Annotated in this window: 20 protein-coding genes and 1 tRNA gene; 10 read left to right on the top strand and 11 right to left on the bottom strand. The window is 66.0% G+C overall.

The features are described from left to right. From FHR22_RS14090 to zwf, 5 genes are all read right to left on the bottom strand, one after another. Positions 1 to 2,340 carry a glycerol-3-phosphate 1-O-acyltransferase gene (locus FHR22_RS14090; RefSeq protein WP_166943838.1) on the bottom strand — a complete coding sequence of 780 codons (2,340 nt, stop codon included), beginning with the start codon at positions 2,338 to 2,340 and terminating at the stop codon, positions 1 to 3. Between the two features lie 3 nt (positions 2,341 to 2,343). After that, entirely contained in the window at positions 2,344 to 3,924 is a 1,581-nt protein-coding gene (locus FHR22_RS14085; protein ID WP_341786625.1) for an HAD-IB family hydrolase, read from the bottom strand. Between the two features lie 69 nt (positions 3,925 to 3,993). Next, the gene (gene eda / locus FHR22_RS14080; protein WP_166943836.1) at positions 3,994 to 4,617 is read right to left on the bottom strand and encodes a bifunctional 4-hydroxy-2-oxoglutarate aldolase/2-dehydro-3-deoxy-phosphogluconate aldolase; all 624 of its coding nucleotides are present in this window, start codon (positions 4,615 to 4,617) and stop codon (positions 3,994 to 3,996) included. Positions 4,618 to 4,716: 99 nt separating this feature from the next. Next, complete coding sequence (gene edd / locus FHR22_RS14075) at positions 4,717 to 6,558, bottom strand: phosphogluconate dehydratase (protein WP_166943835.1); 1,842 nt, start codon at positions 6,556 to 6,558, stop codon at positions 4,717 to 4,719. A gap of 158 nt (positions 6,559 to 6,716) precedes the next feature. Further along, positions 6,717 to 8,180: a glucose-6-phosphate dehydrogenase gene (gene zwf, locus FHR22_RS14070; protein WP_166943833.1), complete on the bottom strand. Its 1,464-nt coding sequence runs from the start codon at positions 8,178 to 8,180 to the stop codon at positions 6,717 to 6,719. Positions 8,181 to 8,304: 124 nt separating this feature from the next. Between zwf and glpD the strand changes: the two genes are divergently transcribed. Continuing rightward, positions 8,305 to 9,819, top strand: coding sequence for a glycerol-3-phosphate dehydrogenase (gene glpD, locus FHR22_RS14065; protein ID WP_166943831.1), 1,515 nt, complete (start codon positions 8,305 to 8,307; stop codon positions 9,817 to 9,819). A 7-nt stretch (positions 9,820 to 9,826) separates the two neighbouring features. Here the strand turns inward: glpD and ahpF are convergent, their stop codons facing one another. From ahpF to FHR22_RS14050, 3 genes are all read right to left on the bottom strand, one after another. Further along, positions 9,827 to 11,410 carry an alkyl hydroperoxide reductase subunit F gene (gene ahpF, locus FHR22_RS14060; RefSeq protein WP_166943829.1) on the bottom strand — a complete coding sequence of 528 codons (1,584 nt, stop codon included), beginning with the start codon at positions 11,408 to 11,410 and terminating at the stop codon, positions 9,827 to 9,829. Positions 11,411 to 11,579: 169 nt separating this feature from the next. Beyond that, positions 11,580 to 12,143: an alkyl hydroperoxide reductase subunit C gene (gene ahpC / locus FHR22_RS14055; protein ID WP_166943826.1), complete on the bottom strand. Its 564-nt coding sequence runs from the start codon at positions 12,141 to 12,143 to the stop codon at positions 11,580 to 11,582. Between the two features lie 122 nt (positions 12,144 to 12,265). Further along, positions 12,266 to 13,432: an MFS transporter gene (locus tag FHR22_RS14050; RefSeq protein WP_166943824.1), complete on the bottom strand. Its 1,167-nt coding sequence runs from the start codon at positions 13,430 to 13,432 to the stop codon at positions 12,266 to 12,268. Positions 13,433 to 13,521: 89 nt separating this feature from the next. Here FHR22_RS14050 and FHR22_RS14045 point away from each other — a divergent pair, with 89 nt between their 5' ends. The 7 genes from FHR22_RS14045 to FHR22_RS14015 all read left to right on the top strand — a co-directional run bounded on the left by FHR22_RS14045 (position 13,522) and on the right by FHR22_RS14015 (position 21,268). Then, a complete protein-coding gene (locus FHR22_RS14045) occupies positions 13,522 to 14,430 on the top strand; it encodes a LysR family transcriptional regulator (protein WP_208417703.1) in 909 nt (302 codons plus the stop codon). Positions 14,431 to 14,492: 62 nt separating this feature from the next. Further along, positions 14,493 to 16,178, top strand: coding sequence for an MFS transporter (locus tag FHR22_RS14040; RefSeq protein ID WP_166943822.1), 1,686 nt, complete (start codon positions 14,493 to 14,495; stop codon positions 16,176 to 16,178). Continuing rightward, the gene (locus tag FHR22_RS14035) at positions 16,175 to 17,362 is read left to right on the top strand and encodes an HlyD family secretion protein (protein WP_166943820.1); all 1,188 of its coding nucleotides are present in this window, start codon (positions 16,175 to 16,177) and stop codon (positions 17,360 to 17,362) included. Before FHR22_RS14040 ends, FHR22_RS14035 begins: the two co-directional genes overlap by 4 nt. Beyond that, complete coding sequence (locus FHR22_RS14030) at positions 17,362 to 18,738, top strand: efflux transporter outer membrane subunit (protein ID WP_208417702.1); 1,377 nt, start codon at positions 17,362 to 17,364, stop codon at positions 18,736 to 18,738. Before FHR22_RS14035 ends, FHR22_RS14030 begins: the two co-directional genes overlap by 1 nt. 156 nt (positions 18,739 to 18,894) lie before the next feature. After that, a complete protein-coding gene (locus tag FHR22_RS14025; RefSeq protein WP_166943818.1) occupies positions 18,895 to 19,245 on the top strand; it encodes a PepSY domain-containing protein in 351 nt (116 codons plus the stop codon). Then, on the top strand, positions 19,245 to 19,910 hold the full coding sequence (locus tag FHR22_RS14020; protein WP_166943816.1) for a response regulator transcription factor: 666 nt from the start codon (positions 19,245 to 19,247) through the stop codon (positions 19,908 to 19,910). Before FHR22_RS14025 ends, FHR22_RS14020 begins: the two co-directional genes overlap by 1 nt. Continuing rightward, a complete protein-coding gene (locus FHR22_RS14015) occupies positions 19,907 to 21,268 on the top strand; it encodes an ATP-binding protein (protein WP_166943814.1) in 1,362 nt (453 codons plus the stop codon). The genes FHR22_RS14020 and FHR22_RS14015 overlap by 4 nt, the downstream gene beginning before the upstream one ends. Positions 21,269 to 21,327: 59 nt before the next feature. Here the strand turns inward: FHR22_RS14015 and FHR22_RS14010 are convergent, their stop codons facing one another. Together FHR22_RS14010 and FHR22_RS14005 are read right to left on the bottom strand one after the other, a co-directional pair. Continuing rightward, a complete protein-coding gene (locus FHR22_RS14010) occupies positions 21,328 to 23,367 on the bottom strand; it encodes a TonB-dependent receptor plug domain-containing protein (RefSeq protein WP_166943812.1) in 2,040 nt (679 codons plus the stop codon). 158 nt (positions 23,368 to 23,525) lie between these two features. Beyond that, on the bottom strand, positions 23,526 to 24,626 hold the full coding sequence (locus FHR22_RS14005) for an aminotransferase class I/II-fold pyridoxal phosphate-dependent enzyme (protein WP_166943810.1): 1,101 nt from the start codon (positions 24,624 to 24,626) through the stop codon (positions 23,526 to 23,528). Positions 24,627 to 24,873: 247 nt separating this feature from the next. Between FHR22_RS14005 and FHR22_RS14000 the strand changes: the two genes are divergently transcribed. Continuing rightward, complete coding sequence (locus FHR22_RS14000; RefSeq protein ID WP_166943808.1) at positions 24,874 to 25,221, top strand: RidA family protein; 348 nt, start codon at positions 24,874 to 24,876, stop codon at positions 25,219 to 25,221. A gap of 108 nt (positions 25,222 to 25,329) precedes the next feature. On the opposite strand, the gene FHR22_RS13995 is transcribed toward FHR22_RS14000, so the two are convergent. Continuing rightward, positions 25,330 to 25,406, bottom strand: a tRNA-Arg gene (locus FHR22_RS13995). A gap of 74 nt (positions 25,407 to 25,480) precedes the next feature. On the opposite strand from FHR22_RS13995, the gene FHR22_RS13990 reads away from it, so the two are divergent. After that, positions 25,481 to 26,230, top strand: a complete 750-nt coding sequence (locus FHR22_RS13990) for a queuosine precursor transporter (protein ID WP_166943806.1) — start codon at positions 25,481 to 25,483, stop codon at positions 26,228 to 26,230. Positions 26,231 to 26,234 lie beyond the last annotated feature (4 nt).

Genomic DNA, 26,234 nt, shown 5'->3' with positions numbered 1-26,234 from the left:
CTATCCTCCTGATGGCGGCAACCGGTCGGCGAGCGCCAGCGTGGCGAGGCGCATCGATTCCATGACGTTGGCGAGCCCGCGCAGTTCCACGAGCAAGGCGCGGCGAGCGTTCAGGCTGTCGGGGGTCGCGGTCCCCGCCATCCCCATATGCCGCATCAGCGACAAGCCGTTGGCGAACAGCAATTTGCCGATCGCCGCCTCGCTGCTGATCCGGCGGAGGAGGTAGGCCTGTTTGCCCTCGACGAGTGCCGCCGCCTCCAGCGCTTTTTCGTCAATTTCGTCTCCGGGACGCGCGCGTGCCGCAAGGTCGGCGACGACCGAATAGGCCTCGGCGAAGGGCAGCAGGATCGCGTGGCCGACGAGCGGCTGGCAGCGGCGGATGAGCTGGGCAACGCCGCGATCGCCGCTCGCGAGGCGGCGGTCCCACACCGGATCGATCCGTTCGAGCTCGGCCTGCAGCGCGGCCATATGCTCGCCCCGCGGCGGGTAGAAAAATTCGAATTTGAACAGGTCACGCAGGCGGTCGATCTTCGCCCAGAAGGCCGCGGTCGCATCCTTGCTGTCGGCATCGCGGAGTTCGAACAATGCAATTTCGATCATCGCACGATCGAGGAAATGATGGACGATGATATTGCGGTAATAGCTCGCCATCGGATGCTTGGCGGGGTCGATCGAATAGATAGTCTCGCTGCCCGCTTCGTAGCGGGTGAGCAGCCCGCTCGCGACGAGCGTGTCGACCGTCGCCGACAGCGCGGCATCGTCGCTGCTTTCGAGTTCCTTGCTGAGGCGGATGCCGCGTGCCCGCGCCCAGTCGGTGACCGCGGCGATCGTCGCGAGCAATTCGGTCGCGGTGACCCCGCGCGGCGCGGTGCCGAGCAGGATCAGGCACATCACCGAGGTGACGGTGAGCGGGGTCACGCGGTTCGCCTCGACCGCGACAGCGAAGGCGATTTTTTCGAGCGCGCGCTTGTCGTCGGGGCCGGGCGCTTCGTCGATCACCACGGGCTCGCCGATATCGAGGCGGATGCGACCCGAGGGTTCGCGCAGGCTCTTCATATAGCCGAGGAACCAGCTCAGGCTCTCGGGCTTCTTCGACCGTCCCGTCTGTTCGGCTGCATATTCCTCGACATCGCGGATCAGGTCGAAACTGGTGACGAAGGGGACGAAATGGACGCCCTGCGTACCCGTCGCATGCGCCGCATCGAGGACATATTTCATCAGACCGTATTTGGGCGGCATCAGCTTGCCCAGCCGCGAGCGCGTCCCCTCGAACGCCCACGACAGCGGGAAACGCTTCGCGAGCAGCCAGGCGATATAATGACGCAGCACGATCTTGTAGACCGGCTGGTCCTGGAAGCTGCGGCGGACGAAGATCATGCCCGAGCGGCGGAAAAACTCGCCCATCACCGCGAAATCGAGATTGGCGCCGCCGAAAAGGTGCAGCATCGGCATGTCGTTGTCATAAGTCAGCCGGCTGGGGGTCGCGCCGTCGATATAGGTCTTGTGGGTGAAGAGGATGCACGTCGGATGCTCGCGCAGGACCGACCGAAGCTTCGCGATCTCGGCGGCATCGGCCTCCATTTCGGGCGCGTAGCCGCCGAACATCATACGGTCGAGCTTGGCGCGAAGATCGAGGAAGAGCGCACTCGGCCGCGCGATGACCTCCTTCATCAGCGGCCGCGCCTCGCGGTACAGATCGCCGACCGGGCGGCCGACCGCTTCGGAAAGCTCGGCGAGCGCGGCGCGGAATTTCGGGCTGGTGCGCAGGCCATCGGCGACGAAGCGCGGCACCTTGTAGCGGCTGCCCCTGATGCCGCGTTCGGCGACGTCGAGCGCGAGCCCCGCCTGCCGCGCGACGAAACCCGCATATTCGGCGCCGCCGTCCTCGCTGCCGTCGCCGCCGCCCGTCTGCGCCAGAAAGCGCGTCTTGAGCACCGATTGCGTCGCCGCCTCGCCGACGAGAATCTGCGCCCGGCGGCGGTCGCGCCACAGAATGAACTGCGAGCGTAGCGGTCCCGGCTGGCGTGGGTCGCCGAAGATCAGGTGACGGAATTTAAGCGCGCGGTCGCGTTCGAAATTGGGGATGCGCCACGCGACGCGCAGCGGCACGACCTGCCGGCCGGACGCGCCAGCGAGCCGCGCCTTCAGCGTGTCGAGATGGAGCGCATGGTCGCCATCGGCGATCGACAGGCTGGCCCATTCGGGCTCGCGGTCACCCGAGGTGGCGTGGATCCAGTCGAGCAAAATGCGCCGCTCGACCCGGTTGCGCGCGTCGATGATATAGAGCCGGTCGGCCGCATCCTCCGCCATGATCGAAGTGCGGGGCGTTCCGTCGGCCACCGGCTAGCCAGCCCTTCCCTTGCGGGTCGCAACCTTCTTTGCAGGCGGTTTCTTTTTTGCCGGCGGCTTCTTCGCGCTGGCCTTCTTTGGCGCCGGCTTTTCGCCGCCATTTTGAGGCGGAGCGGCTTCGGTCGCCACCGATTCCGCGGCGCTTTCCTCCGCTTGCCCGAGCGTACGCAGGAACATGTTGCGGACGTCGCGGACGTGACTGTTCATCGTCCGGACGCTCCATTTCGAGGTGTCGACCGGCGGCAGCACGGTAACGCGTACCGTTGCCGGGCGCATCACGAACTCGTTCTTCGGCGCGACGTCGGTCGCGTTGTGAATGACGATCGGGACGATCGGGACGCCCGCCTGCATCGCAAGGTGGAAGGCGCCCTTCTTGAAGGGTTCGAGCTTGGGGGTCAGGCTGCGCGTGCCCTCGGGCGAGATGCAGATCGACTTGCCTTCTTCGCGGATCGCGTCGACCAGCGGCTCCATCGCCTTGATTGCGCTCTTGCCGTCGGCGCGGTCGACGAAGACGGTGCCGCCCCATTCCATCAGCTTGCCGAGGATGGGGATGTCGCGGATTTCCTTCTTCCCCACCCCGCCCATGTCGCGGCGGATGAGCTTGGCGAGGATCATCACATCCGCCTTGCTCTGATGATTGAAGATGAAGACGCAGGGGCGCGACGACCACAGGTGGCGCTCGTCCTCGACCTCCAGTTCGACCCCGGTGATCGCGGTCGCGAAGTCGCCGAACAGCCCGATCGAGAAATTAGCCGCCTCGCGCTGCGAGCGGGTCAGCGCCCAGATCGGCAGCCCTGCCGCGAAGGCGCCGACCAGCGAGCCGGTGGCATAGATGGTGCGCGTATAGTCGATCCACGACGGCGTGCCGCGGCTCGCGAAACGCTGCACCGGCCAGTTGCGCTCGTCGGCAATGCCTTTCAGCTTCATATTCGGATTGAGCGGGCGCGGTTTGCCGACGCGTTCGAGCAATTCGATATCGTCGTCGCTGTCCGAATAGAAAAAGCTCTGGTCGAGATCGAGGCCGTACTCCGCGGCCAGTTCCTCGGCGGCGAGTACCTTGCCCTCGCCGAAACACAGCGGCCGGATGATGTCACCGGTAAAGACGCCGTCCTCGATCTCATAGGCCGAGCATTTGATGTCGGTGATGCCAAGGTCGCGCGCGGTCGGTTCGATCTGGTAGATCGTCGCCGACGAGATGATCGCGACGCGGTGCCCCTTCGCCTGATGCGCCTCGATGATCGCGCGCGTCTCGGGATAGATTTTCCGCGCGATATGCTTCTTGTAGAGTTCCTCGCCGAACGCGATGAAGCTTTCCTCCTCGACGCCCTTCATGAATTTGGCGGCGGCCGACATCAGCCCCGAAAAGCCGAGCTGGCCAAGGCTATGCTGCGCGACGACCTGCGCGGTCTCGGCGATTTCCTCGACCGACATTTCGCGGCGCTGGAATTTCTCGCGCAGCATCGCGGTCGCCGAATAGCCCGAGATGATCGTCCCGTCGAAATCGAACAGCGCGGCGATATGCGGTCCGGGTTCGGACGCGAGCACTTCTTCCAAATGCGGTTGCGGCCTCGGCACGCGCACCCTCCCCACCAGCGGCTATATTACCGCCTTTCCCGTGCACGATGGCAGTAAAGATGGGGTTTATCAATGGCCCGAAAGCGCAGACGCTTCGCGGGCCAAAGCCTCGATCCGCACCGGATCGAGCGGCCCCGCCGGGACGACCCAGCTGCCGCCGACACAGAGTACCGCTTCGAGCGCGAGCCATTCGGGTGCGGTCGCGGCGCTGATCCCGCCGGTGGGGCAGAAGCGCGCCCGGCCGAAGGGGCCCGCGAGCGCCTTCAGTGCGGGGATGCCGCCGCTCGTCGCCGCCGGGAAGAATTTGAAGCGTTCAAGGCCGAGGTCCAATCCCCGCATGATATCGCCCGCATTGGCGATGCCGGGAAGGAAGGGGATACCACTCGCCACCGCCGCTTCGCCAAGGCTGTCGGTGAGACCCGGCGAGACGATGAATTCGGCACCCGCGTCGATCGCTGCATTCAGCATGACGGGGTTGAGCACCGTCCCCGCACCCACGACCGCGCCCGGTACCGCCTTCATCGCCCTGATCGCATCGAGCGCAGCTGGGGTACGCATGGTCACCTCAAGCACCTTGAGCCCGCCCGCGACGAGCGCCCCGGCCATCGGCACCGCATCTTCGACGCGGTCGATGACGATCACCGGGATGACGGGCGCGAGGCGCATGATCCGGTCGATGCTATGGTCGCTCATTACTCGCTTCTCTTTCTCGTCATCCCGGCGAAGGCCGGGATCTCATCGTTTGCGTTTTGCACTGCCGTCGAGATCCGGCCTTCGCCGGGATGACGGAAATCAGATGACCGCTTCCATCGCCGCCAGCATCGCCGACCCGCCCTTTTCGGCTTCGTCGGCGTGATGACGGAACAGCGCGAACAGCTCGCGCCCGACACCGAGCGCCGGGGGCGGTGCGATAGCTGGCGTCCGCGCGGACCATTCGGCTTCTTCGACGAGCGCCATGACCTCCCCCTTCACCGCGCACACGCGGACGAGGTCGCCGTCCTTGAGGTAGGCAAGCGGACCGCTGACCCCTTCGGGGCCGGGCAAGGCTTCGGGCGACAAATGGATCACCGCGGGCACCTTGCCGCTCGCGCCCGACATGCGCCCATCGGTGAGCAGCGCGACGCGATAGCCCTTGTCCTGCAGCACGCCCAAGGCCGGCGTCAGCTTGTGCAATTCGGGCATGCCGTTCGCGCGCGGTCCCTGAAAGCGGACGACGACGACGACGTCACGCTCGAGCTCGCCCGCCTTGAATGCGGTCAGCACCTGATTCTGGTCGTCAAAGATCCGGCACGGCGCCTCGATCGTCCAGCGATCCTCGGCGACCGCGCTGGTCTTGATGATCGCGCGGCCGAGGTTGCCTGCGAGCAGGCGCATGCCGCCGTCGGGCGAAAAGGGCGCCGCGACCGGGCGCAGCATATTGTCGTCGCGGCTTGTCGCGGGCGCGGCCTGCCAGTGGAGCTCGTCGTCGACCAGCACGGCTTCGCCGGCATAATCGGCCATCGTCCCGCCGACGGTCAGCAGGTCGCCATGCAGCAGCCCCGCGTCGAGCAACTCGCGCACCACAAAGCCGATCCCGCCCGCGGCGTGGAAATTGTTCACGTCGCCCGCGCCGTTCGGATAGACGCGCGCGAGCAGCGGCACCGCATGGCTGAGCTCGTCGAAGTCCTGCCAGTCGATGACGATCCCCGCCGCGCGCGCGATCGCGGGCAGATGGATCGCGTGGTTGGTCGAGCCGCCGGTCGCGAGCAGGCCGATCGCCGCGTTGACGATCGCCTTTTCGTCGATGCAGCGCGCCAACGGGCGGTAATCGTCGCCGTCCCAGCCGATGCGCGTCAGCCGGTGCGTCGCGGCGCGCGTCAGTTCCTGCCGCAACTTGGTACCCGGGTTAACGAAGGCGCTGCCGGGGATATGCAGCCCCATCAGCTCCATCATCATCTGGTTGCTGTTCGCGGTGCCATAGAAGGTACAGGTGCCCGCGCCATGATAGCTCGCCGCCTCGGCCTCGAGCAGTTCGTCGCGCCCGACCTTGCCCTCGGCGTAAAGCTGGCGGACGCGCTGCTTTTCCTTGTTCGCGAGGCCCGAGGGCATCGGTCCGGCGGGGACAAGGATCTGCGGCAGATGGCCGAAACGCAGTGCCCCGATCAACAGGCCGGGGACGATCTTGTCGCAGATGCCGAGCAGAGCCACGCCTTCGAACATCGCGTGGCTGAGCGCGATCGCGGTGCCCTGCGCGATATTGTCGCGGCTGAACAAGGACAGGTCCATGCCGGCCTGGCCCTGCGTCACGCCATCGCACATCGCGGGAACGCCGCCGGCGACCTGCGCCGTCGCCCCGACCTCGCGCGCGAAAAGTTTGATCTGTTCGGGATAGCGGCCATAGGGCTGATGCGCCGACAGCATGTCGTTGTAGCTGGTGACAATGCCGATGTTCATCGCCGCGCCGGTGCGGATCACCGGTTTGTCGTCGCCCGACGCCGCGAAACCGTGCGCGAGGTTGCCGCACGACAGGTTCCCGCGGTTGGTGCCGGCGTCGCGCTGGCGTTCCATCAGGTCGAGATAGGCGGCGCGGCGCGGCGCGCTGCGCGCGACGATGCGGTCGGTGACCGCGGCGATGGTGGGGTGGAGATCAGTCATCAATATTTCCCGTCGCCCCCGCGAAGGCGGGGGCCGCTGGCAGCATTGTGCAAGGCCGGCTACGACCAGTTAAGGGTGGACATGCCCCCGGCATGTCCAGGGTTGTCCGGGGGACAAACCGACCCTTCACTCCTTCGCGGGGGCGACGTGCATTTATTCTAATCATGCCAGCTCGCCCCGTCGCGTTCGATCAGCGCGATCGCGCTCGACGGCCCCCAGCTGCCCGCTGTGTAGGTTTGCGGCGCCATATCGACCGCCGCCCATGCGTCGCGGATCGAATCGATCCACTGCCATTGCGCCTCGACCTCGTCGCGGCGGACGAACAGCGTCTGATCGCCCTCGATGAAATCGAGCAACAGCCGCTCATAGGCGATCCGCCGCCGTTCGCCGGCAAAGCTGTGCGAGAGCGAGACGTCCATCGTCACTTCTTTCAGCTTCACGCCGTCGCGGTCGAGCCCTGGCTGCTTCGCCATCACCTTGACCCGGATATTCTCTTCGGGCTGCAAATTGATGATCATGCTGTTCGCGTCGAGCTGGCCCGCACCGACACCCGCGAAAATATTGTGCGGCACCGGCTTGAACTGGATCAGCACCTCCGACTGGCGCTGCGGCATCCGCTTGCCGGTGCGCAGGTAGAAAGGCACGCCTTTCCAACGCCAATTGTCGATGAATGCCTTGATCGCAACGAAGGTTTCGGTGTTCGACGGTTGGCCGAGCTCATCGGCATAGCCGGCTACCGCCTCGCCGTTTACCGCGCCGCTGCTATACTGACCCTTGACGCTGTGCGCCTTGACGTCGGCGGCATCCATCTTGCGCAGCGAGCGGAGCAGCTTGACCTTTTCGTCGCGAACCGCGGTCGACGAGACGCTCGCGGGCGGCTCCATCGCGATGATCGCAAGCAGCTGAAGCATATGATTCTGGACCATATCCTTCAATGCGCCGACGCCGTCATAATAGGAAACCCGGCCTTCGAGGCCGACCGTTTCGGCGACGGTGATCTGGATATGGTCGATCGCCTGCGCATTCCACAGCGGTTCGAACAACATATTGGCAAAGCGCAGCGCGAGCAGATTCTGCACCGTTTCCTTGCCGAGATAATGGTCGATGCGGAATACGCGGTCCTCGGCAAAGGCGCTGCCGACCTGTTCGTTGACCTCGCGCGACGAGGCAAGGTCGTGGCCGATCGGCTTTTCCATCGCGATCCGGCAATCAGCGCAGGCGATGCCCGCCGCGTTCAGCCCCTGGGCAATCGGTCCGAACATCGATGGCGGGGTGGAAAGATAGACGCCGATCGCCCGCCCCATCCGGTCGCCGAGCAGCGCGGCGAGATCGTCATATCCGGTGCCGGCACCGGCATCGACCGGACAATAGTCGATCCGGTCCAGGAAGGCGGCGACCGCCGCTTCGTCGATGCGGTCGGCGGGCAGATGTTCGGCCAGCGCTTCGCGGACCTGCGCATGAAAGGCGGCGCGGTCCATCCGCGACCGCCCCGACCCGATGATCGTCAGCGCATCGGCAAGCAGTCCGTCGAGGTGGAGATTATAGAGTGAGGGAAATAGCATGCGCTGCGCGAGGTCGCCGGTCGCGCCGAACAGCACCAATGTTTCGACTTTCACGCTCACAGATATTCCCTTCGGATCAGGCCAGAGAATTGGGGGATAGCCGAAACGAATGCAACGCGCATACGTAAGCCGCATACGATGTCGGCCCTTGGCAAATCCGACAACGCTGCCATAGGAATGAATGATGGCTGACAGCCCCCTCCCCTATGATGTCATCGTCGTCGGCGGCGGCGTCAACGGCGCCGGCGTCGCGCGCGATGCGGCGGGGCGCGGGGCGCGCGTGCTGCTGCTCGAAGCGGGCGACCTCGCGCGGGGCACCAGTTCGGCATCGACCAAGCTGATCCACGGCGGGCTGCGCTATCTCGAACATTATGAATTCGGTCTCGTCCGCGAAGCGCTGAAGGAACGCGAAGTGCTGTGGGGCATCGCGCCGCACATCATCCGGCCGCTGCGGTTCGTCCTGCCCTATCGCAAGGGCCTCCGCCCCCGCTGGCTGCTGCGGCTCGGCCTCTTCCTCTACGATCATATCGGCGGCCGCAAAAAGCTGCCCGCGACGCGATCGATCGACCTGAAACGCCATGAAGCCGGGGCGCCGCTCCAGCCGCAATATCGACACGCATTCGAATATTCGGACGGATGGGTCGACGATGCGCGGCTCGTGCTGCTCAACGCGCGCGACGCCGCCGACAAGGGCGCGCGCGTCCGGACACACACGCGCGCCGAGATGATGCGCGTCGAGGATGGCCTATGGGTGGTCGAGGCGCGCGACGATCACGGCCACAACTATCGCTTTACCGGCAAAAGCCTCGTCAACGCTGCGGGCCCCGCGGTGCTCGACCTGCTCGCGCGCGCCTCGGCACCGCCCGACTATAAGATGCGGCTGGTGCGCGGGTCGCATATCGTCGTGGGCAAGCAGTTCGAGCATGCGTTCGCCTATTTCTTCCAGCTCCCCGACGGCCGCATCTTTTTCGCCATCCCCTATGAACGCGACTTCACGCTGATCGGGACGACCGACCTCGACCATGAAGGCCCGCTCGACGGCGTACATGCGAGCGCCGACGAGATCGCCTATCTCTGCGAAGGCGCGAGCTTGTATTTTCGCGAGCCCGTCACCCCCGCCGACGTCGTCTGGACCTATTCGGGCGTGCGGCCACTGATCGAGGACGGGTCGGGGCGCCCCGAGGCGGCGACGCGCGGCTATCGCATCGACCTCGACATGGCGGAGGGGGCGCCTTTGCTCACCATTTATGGCGGCAAGATCACCAGCTATCGCCATGTCGCCGAACATGCGGTCGACGAACTTGCAGGGCATGTCTCGGCCCTCAATGGAAAGCGCTGGACGGCAAGGGCGCCGCTGCCCGGCGGCGATTTCCCGACCGACGGCGCCGCGGCGCTGAAGGCGGATTACAGGCTCGCCCACCCCTTCCTGACCGCCGCGACGGTCGACCGCATCGTCAAGGCCTATGGCACCGATGCACGCCACTGGCTCGGCGAGGCGGACAATTGGGACGCACTCGGCGGCGAGATCGCGCATGGCCTGTCGGTCGCCGAGGTGCGCTGGATGGTGACGCGCGAATGGGCGCACCATACCGAGGATATCCTGTGGCGGCGCAGCAAGCTGGGGCTGCACTTCACCGCCGCAGAGGTCGAGCGGTTGCAAACCTGCCTGGATGCGATCGGGCAGGCGCTGCCGGCTTAAACGTCCGTCAGGCCGCGACGGCCTCCGCTTCCGCCGGCAGGCGGATCATATAGTCGAACGCCGACAGCGCCGCCTTCGACCCTTCGCCCATCGCGATGACGATCTGCTTGTAGGGGACGGTCGTGCAGTCGCCTGCGGCGAAGATACCCGCCTGGCTCGTCTCGCCGCGATGGTCGACCTCGATCTCGCCGTGGCGCGACAAAGTGACGCTGTCCTTCAGCCATTCGGTGTTGGGGACGAGGCCGATCTGGACGAACACGCCTTCGAGTTCGACCTGATGCGGCGCGTCCTTGTTACGGTCCTTATAGGCAAGGCCCGTCACCTTCTCGCCATCGCCGAGGATTTCGGTGGTCAGCGCCGAGGTGATGATCCGGACGTTCGGCAGGCTGGCCAGCTTGCGTTGCAGCACCGCATCGGCGCGCAATTCGCTATCATATTCGATCAGGGTCACATGCGCGACGAGGCCCGCAAGGTCGATCGCCGCCTCGACGCCGCTGTTGCCGCCGCCGACCACCGCGACCCGCTTGCCCTTGTAGAGCGGGCCGTCGCAATGCGGGCAATAGGCCACGCCCTTGTTGCGATACGCATCCTCGCCCGGCACGCCGAGCTGGCGCCAGCGGGCGCCGGTCGAGAGGATGACGGTGCGCGCCTTCACCGACGCGCCGCTCGCCAGCTTCACTTCGTGCAGGCCGCCCTCTGCCTTCGCGGGGATCAGCTTTTCGGCGCGCTGGAGGTTCATGACGTCGACGTCATATTCCTTCACATGGCTCTCGAGCTGCGCGACGAGCTTCGGGCCTTCGGTGTGCTGGACCGAGATGAAATTCTCGATTCCCATGGTGTCGAGCACCTGCCCGCCGAAGCGTTCGGCGGCGATGCCGGTGCGGATGCCCTTGCGCGCGGCATAGATGGCCGCCGCGGCGCCCGCAGGGCCGCCGCCGACGACGAGCACGTCGAACGCATCCTTCGCGGCGATCTTCTCTGCCGCCTTGGCTTCGGCGCCGGTGTCGAGCTTCGCGAGGATCTGTTCGAGCTCCATGCGGCCCTGGCCGAAATTCTCGCCATTGAGGAAGATCGTCGGCACCGCCATGATCTTGCGCTCCTCGACCTCGGCCTGGAACAGCCCGCCGTCGATCGCGCTATGGGTGATGCGCGGGTTGACGACGCTCATCAGGTTCAATGCCTGCACGATGTCAGGGCAATTCTGGCACGACAGCGAGAAATAGGTTTCGAAATGATAGTCGCCGTCGAGCGCTGCCACTTGTTCGAGCACCTCGGGCGCGACCTTCGGCGGATGACCGCCGACCTGCAGCAGCGCAAGGACGAGCGAAGTGAATTCATGCCCCATCGGGATGCCGGCGAAGCGGACGGCGACGTCGGCGTCGCTGGCGCGGCGGATCAGGAAGCTCGGGCGGCGCGCGTCGTCGTCGGCGCGGGTCACGCTGACCTTGTCCGACAGCGCGGCGATGTCGTCGAGGAGCGCCGCCAGCTCGTCCGACTTGGCATCGTCGCCGAGCGACGAGATAAGTTCGATCGGTTCACGAAGGTTCGTGAGGAGGCCTTGAAGCTGCTGCTTCAGATTGGCGTCGAGCATGGGGAGAGCTCCTGCGGGAGGGGATATTTTGTCACCGTTTGTCCTGAGGAAGCCCTGAGCCTGTCGAAGGGCTGTCTCGAAGGACGCCAGCGCGGCGCGAGGCCCTTCGAGACGCCATTTCGACGAGCTCAATGGCTCCTCAGGACGAACGGGTTTTTATTATGATGACTTAGATCTTGCCGACGAGGTCGAGCGACGGAGCGAGCGTTTCGGCGCCCTCTTCCCATTTCGCGGGGCAGACTTCGCCCGGGTGGCTGACCCAGTACTGCAGCGCCTTGATCTTGCGGAGCAGTTCGGCGGCGTTGCGGCCCACACCCTCGGGGGTGATTTCGAGCAGCTGGATTTCACCCTGCGGGTCGAGGACGAAAGTGCCGCGATCGGCGAGGCCGACGCCCGGACGCAGAACCTCGAAATTGTTCGAGATGCTATGGTTCTGGTCACCGACCATATAATAGTTGATCTTGCCGATCGCCGGCGAGGTGTCGTGCCAGGCCTTGTGGCTGAAATGCGTGTCGGTCGACACCGCATAGACTTCGACGTCCATCTTCTGCAGCGTCGGATAGATGTCGGCGAGGTCTTCGAGCTCGGTCGGGCAGACGAAAGTGAAGTCGGCCGGGTAGAAGAAGAAAACCGCCCATTTGCCCTTCACGCTCTCGTCGCTCACGTCTATGAACTTGCCGTCCTTATAGGCGGTCGCGTTGAAAGGCTTGATGGTCGTATTCAGTACGGACATGGAGAGCTCCTGATTGGTGTGGAGCTCTCCTCTAGCCATTTATGCTGCATTGCGAAAAGTGAAAATACTTCGCCCTCTGATCGATTTTTTCGATTGAAGGGAGAGGCGCGCGGCCTCTCGCTTCAAACCGCAACCGCCGCGCCATCATTCATTTTCCTTCGAGATGTCAAAACGATGGCAAGCCCGGAAACGGCCATCAGCGCGCCCGCCATCGATACGGCAGGGAAGCCGAGGCCGAGCCCGATCACCCCGCCGCCGACCGCGGCGCCGATCGCATTGCCGAGGTTGAACGCACCGATATTGACCGCCGAGGCAAGATTCGGCGCGTCCGAAGCCGCTTCCATCACGCGCATCTGCAGCGGCGGGACGATGGCAAAGGTCGCGACGCCCCAGGCCAAGATGGTGATCGCGGCGGCAAGCGGCTGGAACATCGCACCAGCGAAGATCAGCAGCGTCGCAGCGAGCGCGGCGAGCGAGACGATCAGCGTCCGGTCGATCGACCGGTCGGCGAAGATTCCGCCGAGCCAGTTGCCAAGCGTCAGGCCGAGACCATAGATGACGAGCATTGCGGTGATATGAAGCGTGCCGAGGCCCGTCGCGTCCTTCAGGATCGGCGCGATATAGGTGAAGACAGTGAACATCGCCGCCGAACCGATCGCGGTCAGCGCCAGCGCGACCAACACCGCGCGGCGTTTGAATACGCCGAGTTCGGCGCGCATGTTACCGCCTTCTTCCTGCGGTGTGTCGGGCAGCGCGAACCACAGCGCCGCCATGGTGACGAGCCCCCAGACGGCGATCCCCCCGAACGCGGTGCGCCAGCCGAAGCTTTCGCCGATCCATGGCGCGAGCGGGACGCCGATCACATTGGCGAGCGTCAGCCCCATGAACATCGCCGCGACCGCGCTCGCGCGCTTCTCGGGCGCGACGATGCTCGCCGCGACGACCGAACCGACGCCGAAGAACGCCCCGTGGTTGAGCGATGTGATCACCCGCGCCACCATCAGCATCGCATAATCGCCCGCGATCGCCGACAGGAAATTGCCGATCGTGAAGATGCCCATCAACGCGATGAGCAGGGTACGGCGCCTCATCTTCGCGGTAGTGAGCGTCATCAGCGGCGCGCCGAGCATCACCCCGAGCGCATAGGCCGAGACGAGCAGTCCGGCGGCGGGGATCGAAACTCCCAGCCCGTCGGCCATATCGGGCAGCAGCCCCATCGGGGCGAATTCGGTGATACCGATGCCGAACGCACCGGTCGCGAGCGCCAGCAGCGGGAAATTGAGTTTCATGCGTCGACCCTTTCGGTTACGAATTGAACGCATAAATGGATCGGGAGCATCATCGCGATTAGAGGAAATTCAAGCGAAGGATTTTTGATTTGAACGCAAAGATGGACGAAGGCGGCGACCGCGCCCGCGCCATGGAGGTCTTTGCCGCGGTGATCGACAAGGGCAGCTTTTCGGCGGCCGGCCGCCTGCTCGGCCTGACACCATCGGCGGTCAGCCGGACGATCGACCGCATCGAGGCGCGGCTCGGCGCCCGGCTGCTGCTCCGCTCGACCCGCGCCCTCGCGATGACCGCCGATGGCGAGGCCTATTATCACGCCGCGCACCGCATCCTCGCCGACATGGCCGAAGTCGAGCAGGCGATCGGCGAGCAGGCGGCGCCGCGCGGGCGGCTGCGCGTCAGCACCACGCTCTCTTACGGCCGCACCCGCATCGTCCCGCTGCTCGGCGAGTTTCTCGATCTTTATCCCGCTATTCTCGTCGATATCAGCCTGACCGACACGGTGATCGACCTGATCGAGGAGCGCGCCGACGTCGCGATCCGCATCGGGCCGCTGCCCGACAGCCCGCTGATCGCGCGGCGACTGGGCGAAAGCGACCGCACCGTCGTCGCCTCGCCCACCTATCTGGCGCGCCACGGCATCCCCGCCAAGCCCGAGGATTTGCTCGCCCATCGCTGCATCGGCTTCAATTTCCGCCGACGCCAGCCCTGGTGGCCGTTCATCCGCGCCGGCGAGGCCTTCGACCTGCCGATCAAGCCGGTAGTCGAGGCGAACAATGGCGACACCGTCGTTCAGCTTGCGCTCGACGGTGTCGGCATCGCCCGCGTCGGCCGCTTCAACGTCGCCGACGCGCTCGCTGACGGCCGGCTCGTCGAACTGCTCGCCGATCATAACCCCGGCGACATCGAGCCCTTTCACGCCCTGTTCCTCGGCGGTTCGACCCTGCCTGCGCGCGTCCGCGTCTTTATCGACTTCCTCGCCGAGCGGCTCGGGTCCTGACCTTGGGCGGACGCGACCGAATCGGGTCGAAACCAGCGCGATGAGGGTCTATCGCTATCGTCATGACTGAGTCGCGCTCGTCCTCTCCCGCTCAGGGCGGCGACTATGTGTTCAAACCGCACGAACGCCCCTTCATGCCGGGTTCGCCCGCCTCGCCCGACCATCCGGTCCGGCGCAAGATCGCCTATTTCCTGATCGGCGTGTTCCTCGCGATCGTCGGTGGTTTCCAGAACGGGATGCTCATCGCCAATCTCACCGCCTTGCAGGGGCATCTCGACCTGACCCCGGTCGACGCGGGCTGGGTGACCGTCGCCTATAATATGACCAACGCGTGCATGAGCATCCTGCTCTACAAGTCGCGCCAGCAATTCGGCATCCAGCGCTTCGTCCGCGCGATGATGCTCGCGCTGCTGCTCGCCAATTTCCTGCAATTGTTCGACGCCGGCTACCGGATGGAGCTGATCGCCCGCGGCGTGTCGGGGATCGCGGCGAGCGGCCTCACCACCCTCGCCGCCTTCTATCTGATGCAGGGCTTGCCGCAGGAAAAGCGCATCGCGGGCTTCCTGCTCGCGATCGGCTTGACGCAGGTCGCGGTGCCGCTGGCGCGGGCGATCTCGCCGCTGCTGCTCGCCGATGGCGACATCGCCAACCTGTTCGTGCTGCAGTTCGCGATGTCGCTCGTCGCCTTCGGGCTCGTCAACATCCTCCACCTGCCGCCCGGCGAGACGATCCGCTCGTTCGAAAGGCTCGACCTGCTGACCTTTCCGATGCTCGCGACGGGCGTCGGGCTGCTTTGCGCCTTTCTGGTGCAGGGGCGCATCCAATGGTGGTCGACACCGTGGCTCGGCGGTGCGCTCGCGGCGTCGGTCGTACTGATCGGGACCGCCTTCCTGATCGAGCATAACCGGAAGAACCCAATGCTCCAGACGCGCTGGATGGGCAGCCGCGACCTTGTGAAATTCGCGGCTACCGGGGCGCTGGTGCGCGTCCTCACCTCCGAACAGAATTTCGGCGCGACGGGGCTGCTCTCGTCGATCGGCCTCGTGAACGACCAGCTCGTTCCCTATTATGCGGTGCTGGCGGCCGCGACGTTCGCCGGGGCGCTGCTGTCGATCGTCACGCTCAACCCCACCGATCTGCGCCGCCAGACATTGGTCTCGCTGGCGATCATCGCGATCGGCGCCTTCCTCGACACCCATTCGGGGCTGCGCACCGGCCCGATGAACCTCTATTTCTCGCAGGCCGCCATCGCCTTCGCCGCGGTCTATTTCATGGGGCCGATGCTGATGGAGGGGCTGCTCCGTGCGCTGACCAAAGGTCCTTCCTATCTCGTCAGCTTCGTCGCGGTCTTCGGCCTGTCGCAAACGCTCGGCGGGCTCGCCGGGGTCGCGGCGCTGTCGGCGTTCCACACATTGCGCACCAAGGCGCACCTGATGACGCTCGGCCAGAGCCTGTCGACGGGCAACCCCGATGTCGCACAAGGCATAGCGGGTCTCGCGGCCGGGATGACCGGCACGATGACCGATCCCGCGCTGCGAAGCGCGAGCGCGGGTGCGCAGGTCGTGCGCGAAGCCGCGCGCGAGGCAACGATCCTTGCCTTTAACGACACCTTCTTCGTGATCGGCGCATTGTCGGCGCTCGCCTTTGCCGTCATGTTCGTGCGCTGGCTCTATGATCGCCGGCGGGGCTTCAATCCACTCGCGGCCGAACTGGAAGCGCTTCAGAAAATGAGGGCGGGAAACCAATGAACGAAGACCCAGACAAGAGTGGCGAACCCGCGGCAGCCAAAGCTGCGAAGCCCGCCCCTGCGGCGGCAACGCCCGCGCCCGCGCCGCCCGTCGAGGCCGTGGACGCGCCGGCCGGGACCGAACCCGCCGCGACCGAAGAAGGGTGGAAGCCGCCCCGCTCGCGCGGCCGCATCATGCTGTTCGGCGCGCTGATCCTGATCGGTGCGCTCGCTATCCTCTATGCATGGGGGCTGCCGCCGTTCAAACCGTCGAGCCAGACGACCGACAACGCCTATGTCCGCGGCCAGACGACAATCATCGCGCCGCAGGTCGGCGGCTATGTCACCGCGGTGCTCGTCCAGGATTTCCAGCGTGTGAAAGCGGGCGAGGTGCTCGCGCGGATCGACGACCGCATCTATCGCCAGCGCGTCGCGCAGGGTGCCGCGAACATCGCCGCGCAATCGGCGTCGCTCGACAACAGCGAGCAGAGCCGCCGCTCGGCCGAGGCACAGATCCAGTTGCAGGACGCATCAGTCGCCAATGCCCGCGCGCAGCTTGCCCGCGCGCAGGCCGACATGCGCCGGGTCAGCGAACTGGTCGACGCGGGGTCGGTGTCGCTGCGCGAGCGCGACCAGACGCTCGCCGCGCTCCGCCAGGCCGAAGCCGCGGTGCGCCAGGCCCAAGCGCAGCGCCAGATCGCGCTCGAACAATTGCGCTCGGTCGGAGTTGGGCGCGGCGGACTGCTGGCGGGGGTCGAGAATGCGAAGGCAGCACGCGGGCTGGCCGATATCGACCTCGAAAACACCGTGATCCGCGCCCCGCGCGACGGCAAGCTCAGCGAAGTGACGGTGCGCGTCGGACAGCTCGTCAGCCCGGGCACGCAGCTCATGTATCTGGTCCCCGAGCGCCACTGGATCGTCGCCAACTTCAAGGAAGCGCAGACCGCCAGGATTCGCGTCGGACAGCGCGCGACGATGCGCGTCGACGCGCTGGGCGGCACGAAGCTTTCGGGCCATGTCGAAAGCGTCGCGCCGGCGGCCGGCAGCGAATTCAGCGTGATCAAGCCCGACACCGGATCGGGCAATTTCGTCAAGGTGCCGCAGCGCATCGCTGTCCGCATCAGCATCGACAAGGACCAGAAGCTCGCCGCGCGCCTCGGCCCCGGCATGTCGGTGATCGCGACCGTGCACACCGGGGACGAGTGATGGGTATCCCACGCTCCGTCCTGCTCCTGCCGTTGTTGCTCGCGGGCTGCATGCCCACGCTGACACCGCGGCCCGAGGCGAGCAACATCGCACCTCCCGCCGGATGGCGTACCGCGATGCCGGCGACGGCGACAAGCGAGCGCGACTGGTGGTCGGGCTTCGGCGATACGCAGCTGGCGGCGCTGGTCGAACAGGCGCGCGCGAACAATGCCGACCTGGCGATCGCCGCCGCGCGCATCGCCGAAGCGCGGGCGCAGGAGCATGTCGCGCGATCGCTGCTGATGCCGACCCTGAGCGTCAATGCCCCGGGCGCCGAATCGCGCAGCCTCAATCCGTTCGGTGTGGCGACCGAAAGCTTCGCCGCGCAACCCGCTTTCCAGGCGGCTTACGAGGTCGACCTGTTCGGCCGCAACGCCGCGCAGGTCGACGCGGCGGGCGCCAATGCCGCGGCCGTCGCGGCGGCGCGCGAGGCGGCGGTGCTGTCGGTCAGCGCCGCGACCGCGAGCGGCTATATCACCCTGCTCGCGCTCGATGAGCGGCACGAGCTGCTGCGCCAGACGCTGGCATCGCGCGCCGAGGCGCTGCGCATCGCGCGCGACCGGGCCGAAGCGGGCTATACGTCGCAGCTCGAGCTGCGGCAGGCCGAAGCCGAATATCGCGCGGCCGAGCAGCAGATCCCGGCCATCGAGGCGGCGATCGCGCGGCAGGAGAACGCCCTGTCGCAGCTGGTCGGCGACACGCCGCACGCCATCGCACGCGGGCGCGATTTCGCTGCGCTGACGCGCCCGGCAGTGCCCGATGTGCTGCCGTCCGACCTCGTCCGCCGCCGTCCCGACATCGCGCAGGCCGAATATGCGCTCGCCGCCACCGACGCCAATCTGCGCGTCGCCCGCGCGCAATTTCTGCCGCAGGTCCGGCTGTCGGCATCGGCGGGCGCCGTCATCTCCTCCGCCCTGCCCGATCCGGTCAGCATCTGGTCGATCGGCGGCAGCATTTTGGCGCCGCTGTTCCAGGGCGGGCGATTGCAGGGTCAGTTCGACGCCGCGACCGCACAGCGCGATCAGGCGGCTTTCGCCTATCGGCGCGCCGTGCTGACCGCGTTTCGCGAGGTCGAAGACCAGCTGGCGGTGATCGACCGGCTCGGCGCGCAGGAACAGGCGCTGCTCGCGCAGCGCGCCGCGGTCGCCGACGCGCTGCGCCATGCGACCAACCGCTACCGCGCCGGCTATTCGCCCTATCTCGAACAGATCGACGCCCAGCGCGCGCTGCTCGCGGTCGACCTCGCGTTGATCCAGCTGCACAGCGACCGGCTGACAGCCTATGTCGCGCTGTATCAGGCGCTCGGAGGAAGCGGGACCGCCACGGCGCCTTCCTGAGCCCGCGCGGGACTTCGCGATCTCAATCGGAATTCGACTTACTCGACGCCGCGGGGCCGTTGGCGAACAGCCGCGCCACATCGGCGCCGATTTTGTCAGACTGGCATCAGCATGGGACTCGTAAAGTGGGGCATCAATTGGATAAGGACCATCACGATGCGTATCACTGCCCCCTTCGCTCTGCTCGCGGCCGTCGCGGCGCCCCTCGGCTATGCGGCCAGCCTGCCCGCTGCGCACGGGTTTGAAAAAAGCCAGTCCAAGGAAGAACGCAAGCGCGCCGAACAGGATGCGATCCGCAGCGCCGTCCAGCGCGGCGAACTGCTGCCGCTGCCGCGCGTTCTGGCCATCGCCCAGGCCAAGGTGCCCGGCGACGTGGTCAAGGTCGAACTCGACTATGAACCGACCTATATCAAATATGAGGTGAAGATCCTGACCGCATCGGGCCGGGTGCGCGAGGTCGAGATCAACGCCCGCACCGGCAGCCTCATCAAGATCGAGGATGATTGATGCGGGCGCTGCTGGTCGAGGATGATCCCGACCTGGCGGACGATGTCGCGCGCGCGCTCGGTGCGGCGGGCTTTGTCGTCGATCGCTGCGGCGACGGCGAGGATGCCTGGTTTCAGGGCGATGTCGAGGATTATGCCGTTGCCATCCTCGACCTCGGCCTGCCGCGGCTCGACGGGCTCAGCGTGCTGCGCCGGTGGCGGAGCGCGTCGCGCACGATGCCGGTGCTGATCCTGACCGCGCGCGGCGACTGGACCGAAAAGGTCGAAGGCATCGATGCCGGCGCTGACGATTATATGGCGAAACCCTTTGCCGTCGGCGAACTCGTCGCGCGCGTCCGGGCGCTGGTCCGCCGCGCGTCGGGCCATGCCAGCACGGTGCTGACCGTCGGCCGGATGGCGATCGACACTGCGCGGATGGCGGCGACGGTCGACGGCCGGCAGACGCCGCTGTCACAGCTCGAATTTCGCCTGCTCAATTATCTGGCGCACCGGCAGGATCACATCGTCCCGGCGGGCGAGATTGCCGAACATCTTTATGGGGCAAGCGACGGCAGCGACACCAATGCGATCGAGGCGATCGTCACCCGGATTCGCCGCAAGTTCGGCGGCGCGGTGATCGAGACGCGCCGCGGGTTGGGTTATCGGCTCACCGGACTGACGGGATGAGGCAGAGCTCGCTGCGATTGCGGCTGCTGATCGGGGCGGCCGTCGCGATTTTCCTGGCGATGGCGCTTGCGTGGGGCGGAATTTCATGGCTGTTCCACCAGCATGTCGAGCGGCGCGAGGCGGCCGAGCTGACCAAACTCGCCGAACAGGTCGCCGCGGGCCTGACGCTGGGCGCGGACGGACGCCCGGTCGTCGAACCGCCGCCCGCCGACCCCCGGTTTCATGCCATTGCCAGTGGAAATTATTGGCAGGCTAGTGTCGCCGGCGCGTCGGCACAGTCGCAATCCTTGTGGGATCAAAGCCTCCCCGCGGCACCGGCGTCGGTCGATGCATGGACCCGATCGACGGTGAACGGTCCCTTCGGCAAGCAATTGACGATGGTCAGCCGCCTGATCCAGCCCGACACGCGGCCGGTCCGGGTGGTCGTGCGGGTCGCCTCGGACGATGCGGAGATGCGCACTGCATTGCGCGAGTTCGACCGCGAACTGGCGCTGTCGCTGGCGCTGCTGTGGCTCGTGCTTTCGATCGCGACCTATGTGCAGGTCAGCCTTGGCCTGCGGCCGCTCGACCGGCTGCGCCGCGATCTCGACCCCCTGCGCCGCAGCCCGACCGCGCGCCTGTCCGATGAGCATCCGGGCGAGATATTGCCGCTCACCGAGGCGATCAATGCGATGGCCTCGGCGCGCGAGAGCGATCTGGCACGGGCCCGGCGCCGCGCCGCCGATCTTGCCCACAGCCTCAAGACCCCGCTCGCGGTGGTGTCGGCACAGAGTCGCCGGGCCCGCGAGGCCGGTGCCGCCGATGCCGCCGACGGGATCGACCGCGCCGTCGAGGCGGTGGGCGCGGCGCTCGAAGCCGAACTCGCCCGGTCGCGCGCCGCCGCGGCGCGCGGCGCGGGCGGCGATGCGCCGGCGCTGGCAGTGGTCGAGGGACTCGTCGCGGTGATCGAGCGCACCGACCGCGGCGAAGCGGTCGTCTTCGCGGTCGATGTCGACCCGGCCTTACGGATTCCGGTCGACGCCACCGATCTAGCGGAAATGCTGGGGGCGCTGATTGAAAATGGCGCGCGCCACGCCCGCCGCCTCGTCGAGATCGGCGGCGGCCGCGAGGAGCGGGATCTGGTGCTGCACGTCGCCGACGATGGCGCCGGAATGGACCAGAGCGCGATCGAACGCGCGATGCAGCGCGGCGTACGCATCGACGAAGCCGGCGGCGGTCACGGCCTGGGGCTCGCCATCGTCCGCGATCTTGCCGAAGCGACCGAAGCGCGTTTCCACCTCGGCCGCTCGCCGCTCGGCGGCCTGGCCGCCGAGCTTCGCTGGTCGCTGGCCGAAGACGATCCGGCCAAGCTTGGCTAAATCACGTTCCGGCCGTGTCGGGCGGAACGACGGTTCCCAGGCGCCGTTCGACGTCGCGGTCAACGCCCGAAATTCCATTGCAGGTTAACGCCGAAATAGCGGCCGCTGCGCAGCGAGCGAACCTCACGATAGTCGATAGTGCTCGTTCCCCGCAGCGCCGAATAGACCTCGCGGCGGCGCACCGTCGGGCTGTTCGTCAGATTCTTGGCGAAGCAGCGGAGCGTCCAGCGCGAGCCCGGCTTATATTCGACAAAGGCGTCGATGCGACCGGAGTCGATATCTTCCTCGATCTCGTCGACCTTGAAGCTCGTCTCGGTCTTGCGGACGATATAGTTGACCCCCGTCCGCAACCCATATTGCGGCAGGTCATAGGTCAGCGAAACATCGGCTTCGACGGGACGATCGCCCGAAATCCGGCGTTTGTCGCCGGTCAGCGGATCGCGCACCCGGCTGCGGCGGAGCAGGCCATTGCCCTTCACCGTCAGCCCGGTGAGCCCGATCCGGTCGAGCGGCAGGTTGAGGTTGAGTTCGACCTCGTCGCGCGTCGCGCTGCCGATATTGCCCGCGGAATCGAACGCGCTGCCGTCTTCGAGGAAGATCGGAATGCGGTCGACGAGGTTGCTGACCGCCTCGTGCCGCGCCGCGATCACGACCGATCCGTCGCCGATCCGCCGCTCCCACGCGGCTTCGTAGCGGACGAGGCTGTCGGGCTCGAGATTCTTGTTGCCGGCGCTGATCGTGCCGCTGGTCAGCGAGGGCGAACTGACGAAATCCTCGAAGTCGAGCTGTCCGACTTCGCGCTCGATCTGCAGCCGGAACCGGTCCTTCGGCGTCGGCGTGTAGGAGACGAGCAGGCGCGGCTTCCAATAGGAAAGCGATTTGGTGAGCTGGCTGTCGCCGGTCTGCGTCAGGCGCGATATTTCGTAGCGCAGTCCCGTTTCGACCGACAGGTCGGTTGCCGGCCGCCAGGTGCCGGTGACGAAGAATTCGGCGCGCTTTTCCTCGATCCGCACGTCGTCGGCTGGGAGGGGCACCTCGACGCCGTTTTCGCTGAGCGCGACATGGCTGTCGAGGATGTTCTGCGCGCCTTCGGCGCCGACATCGAGCGACAGCAACTTGCCCTGGCGGCGAATGACGCCGCGCAGGATCGTCTCGCTGCCGGTCGTGTCGGTCGCATTGACTTCGCGCAAATCCTCCTCGGTCGAGGTATCGACGCCGTGCAGACGATGGTCGCGGCGGATCGCGAGCAATTCGACGGTGCCGCGCACCCCGAGACCGCGGCTATATTGCAGCTGCCCTTCGGTCGCGCGCTCATTGTTGCGCTCGGTCGCCAAGATCAGCGCATCGGCGGGATAATAGATGTCGTGCCGTACGTCTGCGAACATCTGGCTGCTCTTGAACAGCCCGTTGGCACGCAGCGTGCCCCCGAACAGCGGCTGCCGGTAGCTCCCCGAAAATTCGGTGTAGCTGGTGCCTTCGGGCTGCGCATAATCGGTGAGCCGCAGCGGCGTGCCGTCGGGGGCGTAACGGTTGCGAATGCCAAAGCCATGTTCGTCGTCGATCACGCGATAGCGCGCCGCCTGCAATTCGATCACCTTGTCGCCCGCCTGGAAATTCAGCGTCCCGGCGACACGCGGCGCCGAATAGCCATGCGCAAAATTCGCATATTCGCCTTCCAGGCGTCCCGACAGGCGCCCGCCCTTCGCCCGGACGATATTGGCGAGCACCGGATAGCCCTGCATGTCGAAGCCCGCAGCGCTGCTGCGAACCAGTTCGATATGATCGACCGAGCGCGCCGGGATGCGCTTGAGGATCGCTTCGAGCGTCTCTTCCTTGCTCGCCGGCCGCTGTCCGTCGATCAGCACGTTGCCGCCCGATCCCGAATAGCCGCGCACCTCGCTATTGCCTTCCTGAAGACGGAAACCCGGCAGCAGGACGACCATGTCATAGGCCGTCGTCGGCTGTGAGCGTGCGAAGAAGTCGGCGGCATAGCTGGTGACCCCGGCGTTGCCCGCGGTCTGCGCCGACAGCGGCGCGGCGGCGAGCAGTGCGGACAGCGACAGCATGCAGCACAGCGCACGCGAAGCTCGATAATTCAATTCATCCTCCTGGGTTCGGGGCGATCGGCGCCGGCCCGAAAATCCTTAGCGGAGGCTAGCTGACGCCCGGCGTGCGCCGCGCGTCAGCTTCATGTCAGAAGCGGGAAATACCGGGCCAGGAACCCGCGCGCATATAACCGAAGCCGCGCGCTCAATATCTAGCCCCTCAGCGCCGCGGAAATACCGGCGAGCCCATGCTCGAGCTCCTCGGCGCTCGGCCACGCATAGCCGAGGCGGAAATAGCGGTCGGGCATTTCGAACCAGTGGCCGGGGCCGACATAGGTGCCATGGTCTTCGAGCAGGCGGCGGTAAAAGGCGTCGGTACCGCCCGGCGGATCGGCGACCATGCGCGGGAAGCAGACGACGCCGCCGGTCGGCCGAACCCATTCGAGCATCGGCTCGCCCTCGATCCATTCGGCGATCCGATCAAGCCGCCGCCGCCATTCGGCGAGCGTCGGTTCGAGGAAGGCGTCGCGCTTGGCGAGGATTTCCTCGGCCACCCATTCGTTGATGACGCTGCCGCAAATGCTGATCTGCTCCTTCGCGGCGAGGAACTGCTCCATCAGCGCGGGCGAGCGGTTGATGATCCAGCCGACCCGGATGCCCGGCACGCCGAAAGCCTTCGAAAGCGAGGCGACCCCGATGACATGGTCGCCGAGCGAAGCGGCGAGCGGCAATTTGGTGGTCAGCGCCAAATCGCGATAGGTTTCATCGACCAGCAGCAAACAACCCTTCTCCTTCGCAAAGGCGACGAGCCGCAAAAGCTCCTCCTCGCGCATCATCGTGCCGGTCGGATTGTGCGGACAGGTAACGCTGATCAGCCTGGTCTGCGGCGTCACCGCGGCGGCGAGCCGGTCGAAATCGAGCGTGAAGCCGTTGTCGAACTCCAGGTCGATCAGGCTGATCGCGCACCCGATCGCGCGCGGCGTTTCGAGGTTGGTGGCGTAATTGGGCTTCACGACGACCAGATGATCGTCGGCGCCGAGCAGCGCGGTGGCGATGATGAACAGCGCGCCCGCCGCCCCGCCGGTGATCAGCACATCGTCGATTTCAAGCCCCGGCGTGCCTTCGAGCACGAACGAGCGCAGCCGGTCGCTGCCGCGATGCTCGCCATAAAGCAGCGTCAGGTCGGGGATCGTCAGCCCAAGGCTGCCGATCGATTGGTCGACGATCGAGCTTTCGGACAGATTGTAGCGGATATTGCCATATCCATATTCCTCGGGCGATTCGACCTCGATCGGCATTCTTACATAGCGCATGTCTCGTCCCTCGATTTGCCACGCGACTATCTGAAACCGAATCGCCCGAAATCATATCCCCCCAAAGGGGGAAGCGATGCGCGAGCGCGAAGGGTCGGGCGAGCGCCGATATCCCGGCGCTCTCTCGAAAGGGACAGCACCCGAATTTTACAGCGGCTTCGCTATCAATTCGGCGTGAAACTTGCCGTCGAGCCGCTATGAGGCGCCGTCCGGAGCCAAGCCTCCAAACCCTAGACAGGAGATAGAAATGACGATCGAACGCCTCCATTCGGGCCCGCGCATGAGCCAGGCCGTGATTCACAACGGGCTGGTCTATCTCGCCGGCCAGGTCGGCGCCCCGGGGGATGATGCCGCGGCCCAGACACGCGCCGTTCTGGCCTCGATCGACGCGTTGCTCGCCGAAGCGGGCACCGATCGCTCGCGGCTGCTCCAGGCGACGATATGGCTTGCCGACATGGCCGACTTCGCGGCGATGAACGCGGTGTGGGAAGACTGGATCGGCGGCACGAACGCCCCGACCCGCGCCACCGGCGAAGTTCGTCTCGCCACGCCCGATTACAAGGTCGAGGTAATCGTGATTGCCGCCTTGCCCTGACCCGGCGCGCCCGGCCCATCGGTCGATGCCTTCCCCGTCGCCGGCGATCATTGTCGCCGGCGACGATCGGCCCGGTGATATTTACAGGGCGACCATTTTCTTCGGAAATGGCGCGCCCGGCAGGATTCGAACCTGCGACCACCCGCTTAGAAGGCGGGTGCTCTATCCAGCTGAGCTACGGGCGCGCAACGCTGGTTCGCGTGGCTCGCGCGAATAGCGCGGTTTGCGCGGGCTGCAAAGCAGGTTAAGCAGCGCTTCGATGACCGAGTCCGAACTTCCGCCGGCGCAGCCCGTCGCCGTCAGCGCCGCGAATGTGCGGCATTTCCGCTATTATGATCTGATCATGGCGGCCTTCGTGTCCATCCTGCTGCTGTCGAACATCATCGGCGCATCGAAACCAAGCTATGTTTCGCTCCCCGATGGCAGCCAGTGGGCGTTCGGCGCCGGGGTCCTGTTCTTCCCGATCAGCTATATCATCGGCGACGTGCTGACCGAGGTCTATGGTTATGCCCGCGCCCGGCGCGTGATCTGGACCGGCTTTGCCGCGCTGGCCTTCATGGCCTTCATGGCGTGGGTCGTCGTCGCGCTGCCGCCGGCCGAAGGCTGGCCAGGGCAGGCAAGCTATGAATTCGTGTTCGGCAACAGCTGGCGCATCGTCATCGCGTCGATGACCGCCTTCTGCGTCGGCGAATTCGCCAACAGCTACGTCCTCGCGCGGATGAAGCTGTGGACCGGCGGGCGCATGCTGTGGGCGCGCACGATCGGGTCGACGGTCGTCGGCCAGGGACTGGACAGCCTGATCTTCTACCCGCTCGCCTTTTATGGCCTTGCCGGCTGGCCCCCCGAACAGCTGATGCAGGTCGTGCTGTCGCAATGGCTCATCAAGACGGCGTGGGAAGCCGCACTGACCCCGTTCACCTATGCGGTGGTGGGAACGCTGAAGCGGCGCGAAGGAGTCGATGTGTTCGACGAAGGCACCGACTTCAATCCGTTCGCCGCCAAGGTTTGATGTC

Origin of the sequence: Sphingopyxis panaciterrae (assembly GCF_011762125.1) — a bacterium.
Classification (GTDB): domain Bacteria; phylum Pseudomonadota; class Alphaproteobacteria; order Sphingomonadales; family Sphingomonadaceae; genus Sphingopyxis; species Sphingopyxis panaciterrae.
This window is presented reverse-complemented; position numbering and strand designations above follow the sequence as displayed.

Bases quoted from the DNA above. Each gene is read 5' to 3' on its own strand.
- eda (WP_166943836.1), bottom strand. From the start codon at position 4,617: ATGAGCGACCATAGCATCGACCGGATCATGCGCCTCGCGCCCGTCATC.
- edd (WP_166943835.1), bottom strand. From the start codon at position 6,558: ATGACTGATCTCCACCCCACCATCGCCGCGGTCACCGACCGCATCGTC.
- glpD (WP_166943831.1), top strand. From the start codon at position 8,305: ATGGCTGACAGCCCCCTCCCCTATGATGTCATCGTCGTCGGCGGCGGC.
- ahpF (WP_166943829.1), bottom strand. From the start codon at position 11,410: ATGCTCGACGCCAATCTGAAGCAGCAGCTTCAAGGCCTCCTCACGAAC.
- ahpC (WP_166943826.1), bottom strand. From the start codon at position 12,143: ATGTCCGTACTGAATACGACCATCAAGCCTTTCAACGCGACCGCCTAT.
- FHR22_RS14050 (WP_166943824.1), bottom strand. From the start codon at position 13,432: ATGAAACTCAATTTCCCGCTGCTGGCGCTCGCGACCGGTGCGTTCGGC.
- FHR22_RS14040 (WP_166943822.1), top strand. From the start codon at position 14,493: ATGACTGAGTCGCGCTCGTCCTCTCCCGCTCAGGGCGGCGACTATGTG.
- FHR22_RS14035 (WP_166943820.1), top strand. From the start codon at position 16,175: ATGAACGAAGACCCAGACAAGAGTGGCGAACCCGCGGCAGCCAAAGCT.
- FHR22_RS14030 (WP_208417702.1), top strand. From the start codon at position 17,362: ATGGGTATCCCACGCTCCGTCCTGCTCCTGCCGTTGTTGCTCGCGGGC.
- FHR22_RS14025 (WP_166943818.1), top strand. From the start codon at position 18,895: ATGCGTATCACTGCCCCCTTCGCTCTGCTCGCGGCCGTCGCGGCGCCC.
- FHR22_RS14020 (WP_166943816.1), top strand. From the start codon at position 19,245: ATGCGGGCGCTGCTGGTCGAGGATGATCCCGACCTGGCGGACGATGTC.
- FHR22_RS14015 (WP_166943814.1), top strand. From the start codon at position 19,907: ATGAGGCAGAGCTCGCTGCGATTGCGGCTGCTGATCGGGGCGGCCGTC.
- FHR22_RS14005 (WP_166943810.1), bottom strand. From the start codon at position 24,626: ATGCGCTATGTAAGAATGCCGATCGAGGTCGAATCGCCCGAGGAATAT.
- FHR22_RS14000 (WP_166943808.1), top strand. From the start codon at position 24,874: ATGACGATCGAACGCCTCCATTCGGGCCCGCGCATGAGCCAGGCCGTG.
- FHR22_RS13990 (WP_166943806.1), top strand. From the start codon at position 25,481: ATGACCGAGTCCGAACTTCCGCCGGCGCAGCCCGTCGCCGTCAGCGCC.